Here is a 17,124-nt window from a genome sequence, read left to right on the forward strand (position 1 = left end):
GACTCCTAGATGCCGAGGCTCCTGAGTGCCTCGTCCATGCGATCGGCGAGCACCCGATACCCCTCATCGTTCGGGTGCAGGCCGTCGCGGGCCTTCCATTCCGGGTGGCCGTCGAGCCAGTGCGAGGCGCCGGGAATGTAGTCGGCGTCGATCGCCGCAGCGCCCGCGCTCACCCACTCGATGATCTGTTGAACCGAGCCGGGTCGATCGTCGGTGTACCAGAACGGCTCGACCACGATGACTCGTGCGACCGGCAGCGCTTCACTGATCCTGGTGAAGTCGGCCGTGATGGCGGAGCGGATGCGGTCGGCGCGAGCGGGCATCGAGAAGTTGTCGTTGAGACCCATCGTCACGATCACGATGTCGGGGCGGGCGGCGATAACCTGGTCGACGAGGTCCTCTGACACGTCTGCCCGGTGGTTCACGAAACCGAGACCGTTCACGCTCGGGTTCACCTCGGTCCAGCCGTGCTCGATGGAAAGGAGCGTCGACCACCGGTGTTCGGGGCTCGAAGCCCCGGTCCCGAGCGTGTACGAGTCCCCGTAGAACGCGACGACGGGACCGGTACCCGGAGACCCCGCAGGAGTCACCGGAATCGGTTCGGCCGGTACCGCACGTCCGACCGAACCGATCACGGCGACGAGTCCAACGACGACGGCCACGGACCCCACCCAGAGGGCCATGACGGTTCGGGTCATTCGTCGGGGTGCACTCACACCAGTCATTCGGAGCGGGCTCCGTTCTGGTTTGCCCGGCAATGCGGGAAAGGACCGGTCACGACACCAGCAGCGGCGTGCCGTTCCCCGCGGCCGCGAACGCGACATCCGTCACCCGGAGCACCCGCAGTACGTTCGCCCCGGCGAGGGCGGCGAGCTCGACGGCGGTCCAGCCCCGCGCGGCGAGCTCGGTCACACCAGCGCCCTCGATCACGTCAACCACCAGTAGACAGCTGACGGAAACTGTCTCTGTTGAAAGCGTCGAGGGTCTCCAATTCAGCACAGTGGCGTAAGACTCCGTACAGGCCGAGACATTTGAGCGCCGCATCCGACAAAAGTCACCCCGCTGTCTGGCGCAGCCTCTGGTCCCTTCTCGCGCATACCCCCATTCCCAGTGCCAAATACCTGAAACACAGTCGAAGTCTGTAGCGAGGGTGCTGGCGCCCATTACTTTCAAGGCATGACAGCCACAGATTTCGACGCATTCTGGAGCTATACCCACGAGGACAACGATCGATCCCGGAACCGTGTGCTTAAACTCGCGGAATCGCTAAAGGATGAATTCGCCCTCTCGACCGGAGACGAACTCGAACTTTTTGTCGACAAGGATTCCCTGGGTTGGGGCGACTTGTGGCGAGAACGAATAAATGGCGCAATCGGAGACGTTCCGTTCTTCATTCCCATCGTCACACCAAAATTCGTGCGAAGCGAGGAATGTCGACGGGAATTGATTGAATTCAGTGGGCTTGCGAAAAGCCGAGGTCTTGACAAACTCCTACTGCCCATTCTTTATATTGATGTTCCCGGACTCAAGTCAGACAGCGATGACGTCGTCCATGCTCTTATCGCGCGCACACAGTATGTCGATTGGACCAAACTCCGCTTGCTCGACCCCGAGGATCCTCGCGTGCTGCAGGCCATCAATGATCTGGCCCTAAAGATCAAAGAATTGCAAAATGACGTGGCAGAGTCTTCTTTGAGAGAAGAGACGAAGACGGCTGAGGAGACAGAGGACGACCTGAGGGAGACGATCCGTGCGATCTCGGAGCGGCTCGAGCGATGGATGGAATCGGTGGATTTCGACAAGATTGCCGGCGCGCATTGGCGAGCCGCAGTCGATGAGCGAGTTGCACGCGTCAACCGCCTGATTCAGACTCGTGCCCCCGAGAACGCGGTTTTCTCAACTTTTGTTCAGCTCGGGAAAGAGCTCCTTCCGATCGCCCTCAACCGACTGGAGAAAGCAAAGAGCTATTCACGTCTGACAATTGAGCTAGACCCGTTCGTGAATACTGCGCTTCGGTTGGTACAGATGCATCGAGAGCACTCAGGGCTTCTGAATTCCCTTCGTGACGGCGTCAACGAGGCCTACTTGAACATTGAGCCACCAACGGGACGATCAGGATTTGGTTTCCCCAGTGGCGTTGTTGACCGCAACAAGCACCTCACCGACGCGGATGCTGCACTCCGGGCGGCGACCACATTCGTGATGGAGGGAAACGCGATTGTGTTGGAATGGCGGGAGAAGCTCATGGCACTCGACGGCCCCGAACTGGTGGTACTTCACCGCACGTATTGAAGCAGCCACCTCGACTAGGCCGGGGCCAGCCACGATGCGCCGTCGACTTCTGGTGCGGGTGAGACCTCGAAGTCGTGAGATCCAGTGTCCACGATGTCACGAGATCACACACCAACAACGCGGACTCGCGCTACCACCCAGCGCTACTCGCCAGCCACTCGTCGCGGCGGTCGAACGATGGCAGCGCCGAGCTGGACTCTGACCATCGTTAGGACGAACGCCACCACAGGGCCCGCAACTCGGATCCGCTTCCTATTCGGTCTTCCATCCGCTCTGCAGTTGTCAGCGCACCAGCAGCGGCGTGCCGTTCCCCGCGGCCTCGAACGCGACATCCGTCACCCGGAGCACCCGCAGTACGTTCGCCCCGGCGAGGGCGGCGAGCTCGACGGCGGTCCAGCCCCGCGCGGCGAGCTCGCTGAGGAGCGCCGGGTAGCCGTCGACGCCCTCGAGACCGACCGGGAATTCGTCTGTGCCGTCGAAGTCGCCGCCGAGCCCGATGTGCCGGATGCCCGCGACCCGGCGAGCGTGCTCGATGTGGGCGATGACCTCGTCGAGGGTCACCGTCGGCGCGGCGCCGTCCCTGGGCCCGTCGAACCAGGCGGCGAAGTCCGGGGAGAGGAACTGCGGCACGAAGGTGAGCATGAGCACGCCGTCGTTGTCGCGCAGGCGCTCGAGCACGTCGTCCGGTACGTTCCGCGGGTGGTCCGTGACGGCGGCGCACGAACTGTGGCTGAAGATCACCGGCGCCGTCGTCACGGTGAGCGCCGCGTGCGCGGTCGCCGGGGACACGTGGGACAGGTCGACGAGCATGCCGAGCCGGTTCATCTCCCGCACGTACTCGACGCCACGCGCGGACAGGCCGCCGTGCACGGGTTCGTCGGTGCCCGAGTCGGCCCAGGTCGTGTTGTGCACATGGGTGAGGGTGAGGTATCGCACGCCGAGCCGCGCGAACATCCGCAGCACGGCCGGGGAGTCGTTGAGGCTGTGCGCGCCCTCCGCGCCGAGGAGCGACGCGATCCGGCCGTGGGACCTGGCCGACTCGACGTCGGCGGCGCTGCGGGCGATCTGGAAGTCGTCCGGGTAGCGGGCCGCGAGGCGGTAGACCCAGTCGATCTGCTCGAGGGTGCCCTGAACGGCGTCGGCACCGAGGGATTCGTCGCTCACGTAGACCGACCAGAACTGTGCGCCCACCCGGCCGGCCCGGAGGCGCTCGATGTCGGTGTCGGTCGTCAGTCCCCGTTCGAGTCCCTCGACCGAGTACGCGCGGTTCTCCCGGCATTCCCAGGCCCAGTCGTTGTGGCCGTCGACGAGGGGTGCGAGTTCGAGGGCGTGGTCGACGACCGCGCCAACAGGGTTCGTCGGGGCGGTCGTGGCGGCGTGGTTCTCGGCAGCGGATGCGGGGGGCATGGTCCAACGCTAGTGCCGGGGTTCCCCGCGCGGAACCCGGGTTCCCGCGTGCACCGGCACCGGCACCGATGCAGGTTACTAGGCTGGACCCATGGGACTACGCGACAGGTTGGTCGACCTCGGCATGAAGACGATGAGCCTGATGCACCGGGCCGTGCTCAAGGCATCCGGTGGACGTTTGCTCGCCTCGTTCGGGCCGATCCCGGTGGTCGAACTGCACACGATCGGCCGCTCGACGGGCAAGCGCCGCACGACCATGCTCACGGCCCCGATCCACGACCGGAACCGCTTCGTGCTGATCGCCTCGAAGGGCGGCAGCGACCGGAACCCGCAGTGGTACCTCAACCTCGTTGCGAACCCCGACGTCGAACTCACCGTGCACGGCACGACGAAAAAGCTGAGGGCACGCACGGCAGAAGCAGCGGAGAAGGCGGAACTCTGGCCGCAGATCGTCGCCGCATACAAGGGGTACGAGGGCTACCAGCAGAAAACCAGCCGGGACATCCCCGTCGTGGTCTGCGAGCCCCGCTAGAACGACCAGCCGGCTACTCGTCGAGCGCGAGTTCCTTGGGCAGTTCGAATTCCTTCGAGGCGAGTTCCTCGACGTTGACGTCCTTGAACGTCAGCACGCGCACGGACTTCACGAAACGGTCCGACCGGTACACGTCCCAGACCCAGACGTCCTTCATGTTCAGTTCGAAGTAGAAGTCGTGCTCGGTGTCCCGGCGCACGAGTTCGACCTCATTGGCCAGGTAGAAGCGCCGTTCCGTCTCGACGACGTACTGGAACTGCCCGACGACATCCCGATATTCGCGGTACAGGGCCAACTCGACCTCGCGGTCGTAGTCTTCGAACTCTTCTTCTTCCATGGTGAGACAATCCTACGCTGAGATGGTCAGCCACGATTTGCGATGGAGCCCTGTCGGTCCGAGGCGCCCGATCGCAGCCATGTGCTCCGCACTGCCGTAGCCCTTGTTGCCCGCCCACCCGTAGCCGGGCGTGACCGCATCCGCTGCGATCATCAGCCGGTCGCGGTGCACCTTCGCGATCACGGACGCCGCGGACACGGACGCACAGTCCTGGTCGGCCTTGATCCGGGTCAGCACGGAGAGGGGCGTCGCGAGGGCCTTGTTGAGGTAGTCGTCGTTGCCGTCGAGCAGCACGACGCTCCCCCGGACGTCCACGCCGGCGGCGAACAGTTCGGCGAGGGCCCGTTTGCCCGCGAGCCCGAGTGCGGCGATGATGCCGATCTCGTCCACCTCCTTCGCGGAGGCGAGTCCGACCGCGGAGTGCAGCACCCAGGCGACCGCGAGCGGTGCGAGGGCCTCACGGCGCCGCTCGCTGAGCATCTTCGAGTCGCGGAGACCGACCGGCATCGTGCCGTGCGTGCCGTCGATCGCGGCGACGCCGACCCCGACCGGTCCAGCGAGGGCACCACGTCCGACCTCGTCGCAGCCGATCACGCAGCTCGCGCCTTCGGCGAGCAGGCCGAGCTCGACCTCGAGGGTCGGATCGCAGACGGCCATCTACTTCGTCTCCGGGGAAACCCCTCGGAAGACTTCCGGGTAGTCGTCGAGCCAGGTCCAGCGGGACAGCGGCCAGCTGATCACGAGGGCGCGGCCGACGACGTTGTCGATCGGCACGAAGCCCTTGCCAGGGGTGTCCCCGTTGTACCGGGAGTCCTTGGAGTTGTACCGGTTGTCGCCCATCACCCAGAGCGAGTTCTCCGGTACGACGACGTCGAAGTTGTCCTTGGACACGGCGCTCGCCCCGGCAGGGAGGTTCACATACGGCTCAGAGAGGGGCACGTCGTTGACGCTCAGCTGGCCGAGGGCGTTGCAGCAGCTGACGTGGTCGCCGGGCAGTCCGATGACGCGCTTGATCAGGTGGTCGTTGCTGTCCGGCGCGGAGAGGCCGACGACGGAAAGGAGCCAGTCAAGGCCGGCGGCGACGGGGTTCTGCTGCACGGCAGCCTGCGGGAGGAGCCACCCGCCGGGATCGCGGAACACGACGACGTCACCGCGCTGGATGGGCATGAGCTTCGGTTCCAGCTCGTTCACGATGATGCGGTCGTTGACCAGGAGGGTGTTCTCCATCGACCCCGAGGGGATGTAGAACGACCGGACGAGGAAGGTCTTGATCAGGAACGAGATGAGCAGCGCCACCACAAAAATGATCAAGAGGTCGCGAAAGAAGATCGCAACGCCGCGCTTGCCGCGCTGTGGTGCTTCTGATGCCAGGCGATCCGATCGCGTGGGCAGAGAATTGTCTGTCATTAAACCGCCTGAGCTCCTGACCCAGTGTACGGGTCAGGAGCTCAGGGTGAAACGCAGCCGGGGCTGGGAATCGGGTGTGACGAGTCTTAGTCGCGCTTTTCCTTGATCTTGGCCTTCTTGCCACGCAGGTTGCGCAGGTAGTACAGCTTCGCGCGACGCACGTCTCCGCGGGTGACGACCTCAATGTGGTCGATAACCGGGGAGTGCACCGGGAAGGTACGCTCGACGCCGACCTGGAAGCTGACCTTGCGAACGCAGAACGTTTCGCGGACGCCTTCGCCGGAACGGCCGATGACGACACCCTGGAAGACCTGCACGCGCGAGCGTGCGCCTTCAACGATGTTGACGTGAACCTTGACGGTATCGCCGGCACGGAACGCCGGGATGTCCTTCCGGAGTGATGGGGCATCCACCTGGTCGAGAATATGCATATTTGTTCGCTCTCTGTATCCGCCACAGGACGAAGACGGCTGAGGTCGCCCGCGCACACACGTGCTGGGCGACGACTGATGAGGTTAAGACCGTGCCGAACGGTGCAGCTCCCCTGTGGCAGAGGCATGCTACGGCACAATCGCTGATTATGTCACGATCCGCGCCTCCGGCAAAACCGGGCCGGCTAGGTGTCTTTCGGCTTCTCCCGCACGACGATGACCGACGGGTCCGGGGTGGGTTCGAAGCCGATGGGCGACGGATGCTCTCCCGCGGCCGGTTCGGTCGGGGCGCCACCTCTGGCGGTCTCGTCGATCAGCACGATCATCGCCTGCATCCGGCTCCTGGCACTCACGAAGAGCTCCCAGATGGCGAACCAGAAGGCTGCGAGCCCGACGAGCACGACCAGGAACGGCAGCCAGCTCGCACCCGCCGTGAAGCCGGAGGCCACGATCAGGGCGTGCCACAGGGTGAGCACGCCGACGTCACGCCAGGACACCGCCCGCTCCAGTCGCACCTCGGTGCGGGCGAAGAAGAGCAGGGCGACGGCCAGCAGGCCGAGGCCGAGCACGATGCCGCCGAAGAAGCTGCCGAGCACGGCCCATCCGCTCGACTTGAAGAGGGACGCGCCGATCAGGAGCCACGCCGGAAGCACGAGCACGGCAAGGAATTGCCAGCGATAGAAGACCCTGCGTAGGAACACGAAGCCAGACTACTCGCGGACGCCTTCGGCTGGCTCTGCGTTCGCTGGAGGCAGAAGGTCGGGCCGGACCCGCATGGTGCGCTCGAGCTGCTGGTCGTGGCGCCACGTAGCGATGGCACCGTGGTTGCCGCTCAGGAGCACCGGGGGCACGTCGAGACCGCGCCAGCTGGACGGCTTGGTGTAGCTCGGGTATTCGAGGAGTCCGTCCTCGTGGGACTCCTCGACGAGGCTCTCCGGGTTGCCGACCATGCCGGGGATGAGCCGGCCGACGGCCTCGATCATGGCCATCACCGCGACCTCTCCCCCGTTGAGCACATAGTCGCCGAGGCTGACCAGCCTGACGCGCCCGCGGGAGGCGAAGTGGTCGAAGACGCGTTGGTCGATGCCTTCGTATCGCCCGCAGCCGAAGACGAGGTGCGGTTCCGCGGCCAGTTCGCGGGCCATCTTCTGGGTGAAGAGGTCGCCGGCCGGGGACGGGAAGATCAGGAGCGGCCCTGCGTCGTTCGCCGTGGCATCCGCTGCCGCGTCGCCGCCAGCTTCAGTGGGCGCGCCGGTGGTCTCGTCGAGGATCGCGTCGAGAGCCTCGCCCCAGGGTTCCGGCTTCATCACCATGCCGGCGCCGCCGCCGTACGGGGTGTCGTCGACGGTGTTGTGCCGGTCGTGGGTGTGGTCGCGCAGGTTGTGCACGAGCACCTCGATGAGTCCGGACTGCCTGGCCTTGCCGAGCAGGGAGACGTCGAGGACAGAGAAGAACTCCGGGAAGATGGTGAGGATATCGATGCGCACGAAGAAAGCCTAGGCGTGGACGGGAACGGACTCGTCCGCGGTTTCGGCGTCGGTCGAGGTCGTAGCGCTCGCTTCCAGGTGGGCGGCACGGTTGACCCGGGTGCGGTGCGAGAAGTACACCGGCAGGGCGGTGAAAAGGATCGCACCGAGCAGGTTGCCGACGAGAACGGGGATCTGGTTCCAGAGCAGCCACTGGCCGATGCTGATCGGGGCGCCGAGCATCATGCCGGCGGGGATGACGAACATGTTCACGATCGCGTGCTCGAGTCCGAGGCTGAAGAAGATCGTGACCGGAAGCCACATCGCGAGGATCTTTCCTGCGGTGGACTTCGACGTGTAGAACATGATCGTGCCGATCGCGACCATCCAGTTACAGAGCATCGCCTTGATGATCGCGACGACGATTCCGCCAGGGCCGACCGCTTCATACGGCAGAACCTTGTGCTCGGCTAGATGCACGATGGCCTGGACCATCGGGTCTGTGGTCACGGTGCCCATGTAGGTGATCGAGACGACGTAGAGGAAGCCGAAGAGCACGGCGCCGAACAGGTGGGCGGCGATGACGACACCGAAATTGGTGAGGCCCTTTTTAATGGTCGTTCGTCCCTCGAGGATCGCGAGCGGGATCAGCGCGAAGCTTCCCGTGACGAGCTCGAGTCCGAGCAGCAGGATAATGGCGAATCCGACCGGGAACAGCACGGCGCCCACGATGGGAAGCCCGGTCTGGGCGGCCGCGGTCAGGGACACCGCCGTTGCCGCGCCCAGGATCGCCCCGGACAGGGTTCCGCGGATGATCATCTGCTTAATGGTCAGGTTCGATTTAACGACACCCGAATGAATGATGTCATCGATGAGTTTGTCGGGCTGGACGTACGACACAGGCGGTTCTCCTTGCAAGGGCTGCCGCGTCGTGGGGAGTGGAGGAGCCAGCGGGCGCGGCGCGCCTTCCCCCGGGTTGATCCCGGTCGCGCCTATGCGCCGTTCTGGTCTGGTGTGTGCTCGGCGTCCGGCTCGGCACCGGCGTCGGGTTCGTGCGGTGCGCCATCCGCTTCGAGCGGGGCTTCGGGCTCGTCGTCCGGCTCCTCGGGGAGCTCTTCGAGCAGTCCGGGCGGAGGGGTGATCGTGACGATACCCGTCGCGATGTCGACGGAGGGAACGATTGCCTTCACGAAGGGCACCATGACGTCACCGGTCGCGGTCTTGACGATCAGGAGGTCCTGGGCCGGAAGGTGTTCGAGACGGCCGATGGTACCGATCTGCACCCCGTCACGCACGACCTTGAGGCCGACGAGCTGGTGGTCGTACCAGGCGTCTTCTTCGTCGGATTCTTCGTCGTCGTCCTGGTCGATCCACAGGATGGCCTTGGCGAGTGCCTCAGCCGCTTCCCGGTCGGGGACATCCTTGAAGAAGCCGACGGCGTGCTGGTTGTACCAGCGGAGCTCGACGAGCTCGATCTTCTTACCGTGCCACGGGGACCCGGTTGGAACCTGAAGCGTGAACACGGCGCCCGGGACGAAACGTCGCCCCGGGTCATCCGTGAACAGTTCGAGCTTGATGGCGCCCTTGAGGCCATGGGCCTTGGTCAGGCGACCAACCCGCAGCTGGGCTCGGGGCGACTGGGCTCTGGGTACCAGAGTGTCGTTCACGAGGCTCACCGCCGGCTCAGAAATCGGTGTCGACGACGTCGACCCGCACGCGCTTGCCATCGGCCAGGGCAGCCACAAGGGTGCGCAGGGCCTTTGCGGTCCGTCCGGAACGACCGATGACGCGGCCGAGGTCCTCGGGGTTCACGCGAACCTCGAGCACCTCGCCACGCGGTGAGTTCTGGGCAGCAACGTGCACATCGTCCGGGTGGTCAACGATTCCCTTGACGAGGTGCTCAAGCGCGGGTGCGAGCAAAATTACGCCTTGTCCTCTTCTGTTGCGTCAGCGGCTTCGGCGACGGGCGCCTCTTCCTTGACAACGGGCTTCTCAGCCTTGGGCTTGAGAACCGGCTTCTTCTTCTCGTCGGCGACGAAAGCGACCTTGGCCTCTTTGATCTTGACGGTGCTGACGGCGTTCTTGTCACCCTTGAACTTGCCCCAGTCGCCGGTCAGCTTGAGGAGAGCCTCAACCTGCTCGGTGGGCAGGGCGCCAACGCCGAGCCAGTACAGTGCACGCTCGGACTTGATCTCGATGACCGAGGGCTCCTGCGTGGGGTGGTAGATGCCGATTTCTTCAATGACGCGACCGTCGCGCTTGGTGCGCGAGTCGGCCACAACGATGCGGTAGTACGGCGCACGAATCTTGCCCATGCGCTTCAGACGGATTTTGACAGCCACAATTCTCCTGTGTATTTGATTTTTGGCGAACTGAGGGCCGTGAGCGTGGGGGCACACTCGGCACAAGCTCAAGATGGTTTTTTCCTGCGTCAGAGTAGAGGGTCGGGCGCAGGAGAACTCGACTAATTATTCTGTCAGATGTCGGCCCCAATGTGATAATCGACCGGGCACCGGGTGTCCGCCGAAAGCGGATTCCGCGTTCGTGCGGGAGGCCGCCTGCAATCGGTGTCAGGATTGTGACCAGCACCCAGCCGGGTGCCACGCGACCAAAGGACCGCACGTGGGAATCGAATTCGCCCGATCAGCGCGATCGACGATCGGCATCGAATGGGAGATCGCGCTCGTCGACCGGTCGACCGGTGACCTCGTCTGCATCGCCGACGAGGTGCTCGATGCCCTGCGCGGCCCCGACGGGTCGCCGCACCCGCACATCACCGGAGAGCTGCTGCTCAACACCGTCGAGCTCGTCTCCGGTGTTCACACGACCGTGGCGGGCGCCGTTGCGGATGTCTACGGCCAGGTCGACGAGGTCAGGGCGATCACGGACCCACGGGGCGTCGACCTCATCTGCAGCGGCTCGCATCCGTTCGGCCAGTGGTTCGACCAGGAGGTCACGGACAAGGAGCGGTACCACAAGCTCATCGACCGCACCCAGTGGTGGGGCCGGAACATGATGATCTGGGGCATCCACGTGCACGTCGGCATCGAGGACCGCGACAAGGTCATCCCGATCCTGAACGGCCTGCTCGGCTATCTCCCGCACTTGCAGGCGCTCTCGGCGTCCAGTCCGTTCTGGGCGGGCGTCGAGACCGGTTATGCGTCGAATCGCGCGCAGATGTTCCAGCAGCTGCCGACGGCGGGGCTGCCCTGGATCCTCGAGGACTGGGCGAGCTGGGAACGGTATGTCGAGGACATGACCCGAACCGGGATCATCGACGACATGACCGAGGTGCGCTGGGACATCCGCCCCTCTGCCCGCTGGGGCACCATCGAGATTCGCGCCTGCGACGGCGTGTCGACGGCCACCGAACTCGGGGCGATCGCCGCGCTCATCCAGTGCCTCGTCGAGTGGATGTCCACCGAGCTCGACGCAGGACGCCCGGTCCCGAGCATGCAGCCGTGGTTCGTGCGCGAGAACAAGTGGCGTGCGTCGCGATATGGGCTCGATGCGGAGATCATCCTCGACTCGAGCGGCGCCGAACGACTCGTGACCGACGACGTGCGCCGGCTGATCGGCGTGCTCTCCCCCACCGCGGAACGCCTCGGTTGCCTCACCGAACTGCTGCAGCTGAACGGCATCCTGGATGCCGGCGCAAGCTACCAGCGCCAGCTGCGCGTCGCCGCGGCGAACGGCGGCAGCCTGCCCGCCGTAGTGGCCGCGCTCAGCGCGGAACTCCGCGGCGGCACCTTGCCCGTTTAGGCGGCGTTCTTGGCGTCGCGCCAGGCCAGCCAGTCCGTCAGCGGGGCGAGGTCATACGCCGGCCCGGAGAGCCCGATCGTGAATAGGCGGGCCCCGAGCGCATAGAGCTCGTCTGCCTCGTCGACCGTGCGGCCGCGCAGCTCCGTGGACACCTCGATCTCGGCCGGGTCGCGCCCGACCGTCGCGCACCAGTCTGCGAGGACGCCGAGCTTGTGCTCGAGTACCTCGGGGCTCGAGAAGGAATGCCAGATGTCGGCGTGCTTGGCGACGATGCGCAGGGTCTTCTTCTCCCCACCTCCGCCGATCAGCACCGGGATCTTCCGGGTGGGCGGCGGGTTGAGCTTGCCCCAGCGCGCCTCGATGCGTGGGAGGTTCTCCGCGAGGGCGTCGAGCCGGCTGCCGACGGTGCCGAACTCGTAGCCGTACTCGTCGTAGTCGCGCTCGAACCAGCCGGAGCCGGTGCCGAAGATGAAGCGGCCGCCGCTGATGTGGTCGATCGTGCGGGCCATGTCGGCCTGCAGGTCGGGGTTGCGGTAGCTGTTGCAGTTGACGAGGGCGCCGATCTCGATCCGGGAGGTCTGCTCAGCCCACGCGGCGAGGATCGTCCAGGATTCGAAGTGCAGCCCGTCCGGGTCACCGGAAAGCGGGAAGAAGTGGTCCCAGTTGAAGGCGACATCGGTGCCGAGTGCTTCGACCTCTGCGACGGTGTCGCGGATCTTCGTGTACTCGGCGTGCTGGGGCGCCACCTGCGCGCCGATGCGGACGGGACCGGGCTTCGTGAGTGTCATGCGACCAGCCTAAACGCCCGAGGTATACCTGTCCGGTCGAGAGTTACCCGCTGAGCGGTCACTCTCGACCGGAAAGGTACAGGGAGCGGTACGGTTACCGGCCGAGCATCTTCTGCAGGGCGGCCATTTCCTCGTCGGTGGGACCGCCGGGCTTGCCGGCGACTGCCGGCTTGCGGCCGCCGAGGCCGAAACCGGTGCCGCCGCCGGTCGGTGCCTCAGCGCCGGCGCCCGCCGGCTTCTCACCGGACGCGATCGCGAGGTTCTCCGCAGCACGCTTGGCCGGGTTGCCCGACTTCGAGCCCTTCTTCTTCGCCTGCTGGGGCTTGCCGCGCCCACCGCCGAGGCCGGGCATCGGCCCCATGCCGGGGATGTTCGGCATTCCACCGCGGGCGACGGTCTTCATCATCTTCGCGGCCTGCTCGAAGCGCTGCACGAGCTGGTTCACCTCGGTCACGCTCGAGCCGGAGCCCCGCGCGATGCGCAGCCGGCGTGATCCGTTCAGGAGTTTCGGAGTGGTGCGCTCGGCCTTGGTCATCGACTGGATGATGGCCTCTGTGCGCACGATCTCGCGCTCGTCGAAATTCTCGAGCTGCTGTTTCATGGCCCCGGCGCCCGGGAGCATGCTCATCATCTTCTTGATCGAGCCCATGTTGCGCAGCTGCTGCATCTGGCCGAGGAAGTCGTCGAGGGTGAAGGTGTCGGTCTGGAACTTCTCGGCGAGCTTGCGCGCCTCGTCCTCGTCGAAGGCGCCCTGGGCCTGTTCGATCAGAGTGAGGATGTCACCGAGGTCGAGGATCCGGCTCGCCATCCGGTCGGGGTGGAAGGGCTCGAAGTCGTCGAGGCTCTCACCCGTCGACGCGAACATGATCGGGCGTCCCGTCATCGAGGCGACCGAGAGGGCTGCGCCACCGCGGGCGTCACCATCGAGCTTGGTCAGCACGACGCCGGTGAAGTCGACGCCGTCCTGGAACGCCTTCGCGGTCGCGACGGCGTCCTGGCCGATCATCGCGTCGATCACGAAGAGGACCTCGTCGGGGTCGATGGCCCGGCGGATGTCTGCGGCCTGCTTCATCATCTCGGCGTCGACGCCGAGACGGCCGGCCGTGTCGACGATGACCACGTCGTGGAGCTTCTGCTGGGCGAACTTCACGCCGTCGCGGGCGACCGTGACGGGATTGCCGACGCCATTGCCCGGTTCTGGTGCGTACACGGGCACGCCGGCCTGCTGCCCCACGACCTGGAGCTGGGTGACGGCATTCGGACGCTGGAGGTCGGCGGCGACGAGGATCGGGGTGTGCCCGTCCTTGGCGAGCCACTTCGCCAGCTTGCCGGCGAGGGTGGTCTTGCCCGCGCCCTGAAGGCCGGCGAGCATGATGATGGTCGGCGGCTTCTTCGCGAACTCGAGACGGCGCTGCTGGCCGCCGAGGATGCGGATGAGTTCCTCGTTGACGATCTGCACGACCTGCTGGGCCGGGTTGAGCGCCTTGCTGACCTCGTCGCCGAGGGCGCGCTCGCGCACCTGCGCGGTGAAGTCCTTGACGACGTCAAGGGCGACGTCGGCGTCGAGGAGGGCGCGACGGATCTCGCGCACGGTGCCGTCGACATCCGCCGCACTGAGCTTGCCCTTGGTGCGGAGATTCTTGAACGTCTCGGCCAGGCGATCTGAGAGGTTTCCAAAAGTAGCCATTGTGGTTCTACTTTAACCGGTGTTGCCCGGTCTCGAATCCTCAGCTGTCGAGCGAGATCACGATCGTGTCGCCGTGTACGTCGAGCGTCACGACGATCAGGGCGTCGGTCTCGGTGGGGCTGATCGAATAGTCGAGCACCGCGAAGTGCTCGTCGTTCTTGATGTGGTGCGGGTGGAAGCCGATCCGCTGCAGCTGGATGGAGCGGAGGAAGTCGATCTGCTTGTCGCCGGAGTCCCAGATCAGGGCGTCGTCGATGACCTCCTCATCGAGTTCCTCGAGGCACTGGTTGATGTAGAGCGCGGTGACGGACCCCTCGGCGCTGAGTTCGGCGACGAGCGATTCGCGGGCCTGCGAGTCGAGGTCTTCGAGGGAATTGATCATGAACGCCGCGATGTCGAGCGCCTCGACGGAAACCGAGGACTCATCGGGCGAGCTGAGGTCGATCTCGATGTCCTGGTCGCCCAGTTCCGCCGAATCCGACCAGTAGATCTCGCCTTCGTCGTCGCTGCCGAGGATTCCGAAGAAATCGTGTTCGATGGTCATGGTCGTCCTATCCGACGAGTTTTTGCGCGAAGACGTGCGGGGTGAATCCGGTGAGGTCGTTGATGCCCTCGCCCTGGCCGACGAGCTTGATCGGAATACCGGTCTTCTCCTGCACCGCGAGCACGAATCCGCCCTTGGCGGACCCGTCGAGCTTCGTGAGCACAAGCCCGGTGACCCCGGCGTGCTCGATGAACGCCTCGGCCTGGGCCAGCCCGTTCTGGCCGGTGGTCGCATCGAGCACGAGCAGCACCTCGGCGATCGGCGTCTGCTTCTCGATGACGCGACGGATCTTGGTCAGCTCGTCCATCAGGCCGCCCTTGGTCTGCAGGCGGCCGGCTGTGTCGATGATCACGATCTCGGTGCCGGTCGCGATCGCGCGCTCCACGGTCTGAAAGGCGACGGATGCCGGGTCCTGGCCCTGGGCCTGCGGCTTCACGATCTCGGCGCCCGCGCGTTCGGCCCAGGTGGCGAGCTGCTCGACAGCGGCGGCCCGGAACGTGTCCGCAGCCCCGATCAGCACGCTGCGGTCATAGACGCGCAGGAACTTGGCGAACTTGCCGATCGTGGTGGTCTTCCCGACGCCGTTCACGCCGACGACGAGCACGACGGCGGGGCGCGCGCTGAGGTTGAGGGTCGAGTCGAGCCGGGAGAGGCGTTCCTCGAGGCCTTCGCGCAGCATCCGCTGCAGGTCGGCCGGGTCTGTCGTGTGGTACCTGGCGACCTTGGCGCGCAGGTCAGCGACGATGTCCTCGGTGATCTGGGGGCCGAAGTCGGCCTGGATGAGTGCGTCCTCGAGGTCGTCCCAGGTGTCGGCGTCGATCGTCTTCTTCGCGAACATGCCGCGCAATGCGCCGGAGAGTGACCACGGGGTGCGTTCTGCCATGTCTCTACCCTAAGCGCGGGACCCCGCCTCCGGGCGCGAGCGTGCCATCGACACCGGGTCGGCCGCGGTTTCAGTCGCGGGGTTGGCTGCGTGGCGGGATAGGCCGAGACTCGGCCGTGTACGCGTTTCCGACTCGTTGTGGAGGAATGATGACACCTGAATCTCCGTCCGACCGCGCGCTCACCGACCTCGCGGAGGCCATGGACGGCAGGCTCGTCCGTGCATACGACGATGACTGGGACAGTGCCCGCGCCCCCTGGAACCTCGCGATCGACCAACGGCCGGTCGCCGTCGCGTACCCGGCCGGGCCGGAGGACCTGAGGCGGATCCTCGCCGCCGCCCGCGCCGACGGGCACCGGGTGGTGGTGCAGCCGCGCGGACACGGCCCGAGCGGCGACCTCGCCGGATGCATCCTCGTCCGCACGAGCGCGTTCGACGAGATCGTGATCGATCAGAAACGACGCGTGGCCAGGGTCGGCTCCGGCGTGTCCTGGGGTGCCCTGCTGAGCCGCCTCGATGGTTCCGGGCTCGTGGCGCTCGCCGGGTCCAATCCCGATGTGAGCGTCGCAGGTCACGTCCTCGGGGGCGGTCACTCCTGGTTCAGCCGCTGGCGCGGGATCGCGGCCCGCAGCATCCGTGCGGTCGAACTCGTCGACGCAGGGGGCGAGCCGCGCCGGGTCACCGCGGACAGCGATCCGGAACTGCTGTGGGCGCTGCGCGGCGGCGGCGGGCTGTTCGGCATCGTGACCACGCTCGAGATCGACCTGTATGCGGCTCCCGACCTCTTCGGCGGAACGATCGTCTTCCCCGCGTCCGCCGCAGGGACCGTCTTCGGTAGCGTTGCGGCGATCATGGCGGATGCCCCGCCCGAGTTGAGTATCTTCTTCGGCCTGACCAATCTGCCCGACATCGAACAGGTGCCCGCGCCGCTCCGCGGCCAGACGATCGCGAGCGCCGAGGTGGTCTTCGTCGGAACCGCTGAGGACGCCGCGCCCCTCCTCGCACCGCTGCTCGCAAGCGCACCGGTGCTCGCCGACGAGACCCGGCCGTTCACGATCGGGCACCTCGCCGAGGTCGCGGCCGAACCGACCGAACCGGCCGCCACAATCGAGTGGACGGCCGCGATCACGTCCTTCGCCGGTGGAGACGAAGCGGGCCTCGGCGCCCTCGCGCGGGCCTTCCAGGAGGCCACTCCTGCGGGCCTGACCGTTCTCGGCCTGCGTGCCCTCGGCGGTGCCATTGCCGAGCAGGGGGCGGATGCGGCGGCGGTCGCCGGCCGTCTCGACGCACGTTTCCTGGCCTTCGCCGGTTCGTTCCTCACGGAACAGCGGCCCGCCGACCCGGAGGCCGTGTTCGGTCCGCTCCGCCGGGCGCTCGAGGGGAGCACCCTCGGCCTGACCCTCCCGACCTTCCTCACCGCCGGCCAGGATCTGACCTTCAGTTTCCCTCCTGAATCGCTCGAGCGCCTCGCGAACGTCAAGCGCAGGCTCGATCCCGGCGGGATCTTCGTCGGCAACCGGCCCCTCGGGCCCGGGGCCGCCGCGACCACGGACACGGACTGACGAGCACGACCGGGCGGGACAGGGAA

21 protein-coding genes are annotated in these 17,124 nt (G+C 66.0%); 4 read left to right on the forward strand and 17 right to left on the reverse strand.

Annotated features, from left to right (window positions below; all coding sequences use genetic code 11):
* Positions 1 to 5 precede the first annotated feature (5 nt).
* Both RHM57_RS09305 and RHM57_RS09310 read right to left on the reverse strand, forming a co-directional pair.
* Positions 6 to 698 (reverse strand): SGNH/GDSL hydrolase family protein, encoded by a 693-nt coding sequence (locus RHM57_RS09305; protein WP_322189780.1) that lies wholly within the window; start codon positions 696 to 698, stop codon positions 6 to 8.
* A gap of 76 nt (positions 699 to 774) precedes the next feature.
* Entirely contained in the window at positions 775 to 939 is a 165-nt protein-coding gene (locus RHM57_RS09310; protein WP_322189781.1) for a hypothetical protein, read from the reverse strand.
* Positions 940 to 1,176: 237 nt separating this feature from the next.
* Here RHM57_RS09310 and RHM57_RS09315 point away from each other — a divergent pair, with 237 nt between their 5' ends.
* Entirely contained in the window at positions 1,177 to 2,292 is a 1,116-nt protein-coding gene (locus RHM57_RS09315) for a toll/interleukin-1 receptor domain-containing protein (protein ID WP_322189782.1), read from the forward strand.
* A 282-nt stretch (positions 2,293 to 2,574) separates the two neighbouring features.
* On the opposite strand, the gene RHM57_RS09320 is transcribed toward RHM57_RS09315, so the two are convergent.
* Positions 2,575 to 3,699, reverse strand: coding sequence for a dipeptidase (locus RHM57_RS09320; protein WP_322189783.1), 1,125 nt, complete (start codon positions 3,697 to 3,699; stop codon positions 2,575 to 2,577).
* Between the two features lie 91 nt (positions 3,700 to 3,790).
* Between RHM57_RS09320 and RHM57_RS09325 the strand changes: the two genes are divergently transcribed.
* Complete coding sequence (locus RHM57_RS09325; RefSeq protein WP_134447607.1) at positions 3,791 to 4,231, forward strand: nitroreductase family deazaflavin-dependent oxidoreductase; 441 nt, start codon at positions 3,791 to 3,793, stop codon at positions 4,229 to 4,231.
* Positions 4,232 to 4,244: 13 nt separating this feature from the next.
* Here the strand turns inward: RHM57_RS09325 and RHM57_RS09330 are convergent, their stop codons facing one another.
* From RHM57_RS09330 to rpsP, 10 genes are all read right to left on the reverse strand, one after another.
* Positions 4,245 to 4,568 (reverse strand): DUF2469 family protein, encoded by a 324-nt coding sequence (locus tag RHM57_RS09330; RefSeq protein ID WP_134447605.1) that lies wholly within the window; start codon positions 4,566 to 4,568, stop codon positions 4,245 to 4,247.
* A 12-nt stretch (positions 4,569 to 4,580) separates the two neighbouring features.
* Positions 4,581 to 5,225 (reverse strand): ribonuclease HII, encoded by a 645-nt coding sequence (locus RHM57_RS09335; protein WP_134447603.1) that lies wholly within the window; start codon positions 5,223 to 5,225, stop codon positions 4,581 to 4,583.
* Positions 5,226 to 5,975 carry a signal peptidase I gene (lepB, locus tag RHM57_RS09340; RefSeq protein ID WP_134447601.1) on the reverse strand — a complete coding sequence of 250 codons (750 nt, stop codon included), beginning with the start codon at positions 5,973 to 5,975 and terminating at the stop codon, positions 5,226 to 5,228.
* An 86-nt stretch (positions 5,976 to 6,061) separates the two neighbouring features.
* A complete protein-coding gene (gene rplS / locus RHM57_RS09345; protein ID WP_134447599.1) occupies positions 6,062 to 6,406 on the reverse strand; it encodes a 50S ribosomal protein L19 in 345 nt (114 codons plus the stop codon).
* A gap of 185 nt (positions 6,407 to 6,591) precedes the next feature.
* On the reverse strand, positions 6,592 to 7,107 hold the full coding sequence (locus tag RHM57_RS09350) for an MFS transporter (RefSeq protein ID WP_322189784.1): 516 nt from the start codon (positions 7,105 to 7,107) through the stop codon (positions 6,592 to 6,594).
* A gap of 9 nt (positions 7,108 to 7,116) precedes the next feature.
* Positions 7,117 to 7,893 carry a tRNA (guanosine(37)-N1)-methyltransferase TrmD gene (trmD, locus tag RHM57_RS09355; protein ID WP_134447595.1) on the reverse strand — a complete coding sequence of 259 codons (777 nt, stop codon included), beginning with the start codon at positions 7,891 to 7,893 and terminating at the stop codon, positions 7,117 to 7,119.
* A 9-nt stretch (positions 7,894 to 7,902) separates the two neighbouring features.
* The gene (locus tag RHM57_RS09360) at positions 7,903 to 8,772 is read right to left on the reverse strand and encodes a formate/nitrite transporter family protein (RefSeq protein ID WP_322189785.1); all 870 of its coding nucleotides are present in this window, start codon (positions 8,770 to 8,772) and stop codon (positions 7,903 to 7,905) included.
* Positions 8,773 to 8,864: 92 nt separating this feature from the next.
* Positions 8,865 to 9,539 (reverse strand): ribosome maturation factor RimM, encoded by a 675-nt coding sequence (gene rimM, locus RHM57_RS09365; RefSeq protein WP_241975527.1) that lies wholly within the window; start codon positions 9,537 to 9,539, stop codon positions 8,865 to 8,867.
* 16 nt (positions 9,540 to 9,555) lie between these two features.
* Positions 9,556 to 9,792, reverse strand: coding sequence for an RNA-binding protein (locus RHM57_RS09370; RefSeq protein ID WP_134447589.1), 237 nt, complete (start codon positions 9,790 to 9,792; stop codon positions 9,556 to 9,558).
* A gap of 2 nt (positions 9,793 to 9,794) precedes the next feature.
* Complete coding sequence (gene rpsP, locus RHM57_RS09375) at positions 9,795 to 10,214, reverse strand: 30S ribosomal protein S16 (protein WP_134447587.1); 420 nt, start codon at positions 10,212 to 10,214, stop codon at positions 9,795 to 9,797.
* 280 nt (positions 10,215 to 10,494) lie between these two features.
* Between rpsP and RHM57_RS09380 the strand changes: the two genes are divergently transcribed.
* Positions 10,495 to 11,634 carry a glutamate--cysteine ligase gene (locus RHM57_RS09380; RefSeq protein WP_134447585.1) on the forward strand — a complete coding sequence of 380 codons (1,140 nt, stop codon included), beginning with the start codon at positions 10,495 to 10,497 and terminating at the stop codon, positions 11,632 to 11,634.
* On the opposite strand, the gene RHM57_RS09385 is transcribed toward RHM57_RS09380, so the two are convergent.
* From RHM57_RS09385 to ftsY, 4 genes are all read right to left on the reverse strand, one after another.
* Positions 11,631 to 12,422 (reverse strand): LLM class F420-dependent oxidoreductase, encoded by a 792-nt coding sequence (locus RHM57_RS09385; protein ID WP_134560945.1) that lies wholly within the window; start codon positions 12,420 to 12,422, stop codon positions 11,631 to 11,633. The genes RHM57_RS09380 and RHM57_RS09385 overlap by 4 nt on opposite strands.
* A 94-nt stretch (positions 12,423 to 12,516) precedes the next feature.
* Positions 12,517 to 14,109, reverse strand: a complete 1,593-nt coding sequence (ffh, locus tag RHM57_RS09390; RefSeq protein WP_134447582.1) for a signal recognition particle protein — start codon at positions 14,107 to 14,109, stop codon at positions 12,517 to 12,519.
* A gap of 40 nt (positions 14,110 to 14,149) precedes the next feature.
* Positions 14,150 to 14,653, reverse strand: a complete 504-nt coding sequence (locus RHM57_RS09395) for a DUF2004 domain-containing protein (protein WP_134447581.1) — start codon at positions 14,651 to 14,653, stop codon at positions 14,150 to 14,152.
* A 7-nt stretch (positions 14,654 to 14,660) separates the two neighbouring features.
* Positions 14,661 to 15,536, reverse strand: coding sequence for a signal recognition particle-docking protein FtsY (ftsY, locus tag RHM57_RS09400; protein WP_134447580.1), 876 nt, complete (start codon positions 15,534 to 15,536; stop codon positions 14,661 to 14,663).
* 149 nt (positions 15,537 to 15,685) lie between these two features.
* Between ftsY and RHM57_RS09405 the strand changes: the two genes are divergently transcribed.
* Complete coding sequence (locus RHM57_RS09405) at positions 15,686 to 17,098, forward strand: FAD-binding oxidoreductase (protein ID WP_322189786.1); 1,413 nt, start codon at positions 15,686 to 15,688, stop codon at positions 17,096 to 17,098.
* Positions 17,099 to 17,124: the final 26 nt, after the last annotated feature.

Origin of the sequence: Cryobacterium sp. 10S3 (assembly GCF_034344045.1) — a bacterium.
Classification (GTDB): Bacteria; Actinomycetota; Actinomycetes; order Actinomycetales; family Microbacteriaceae; genus Cryobacterium; species Cryobacterium glucosi.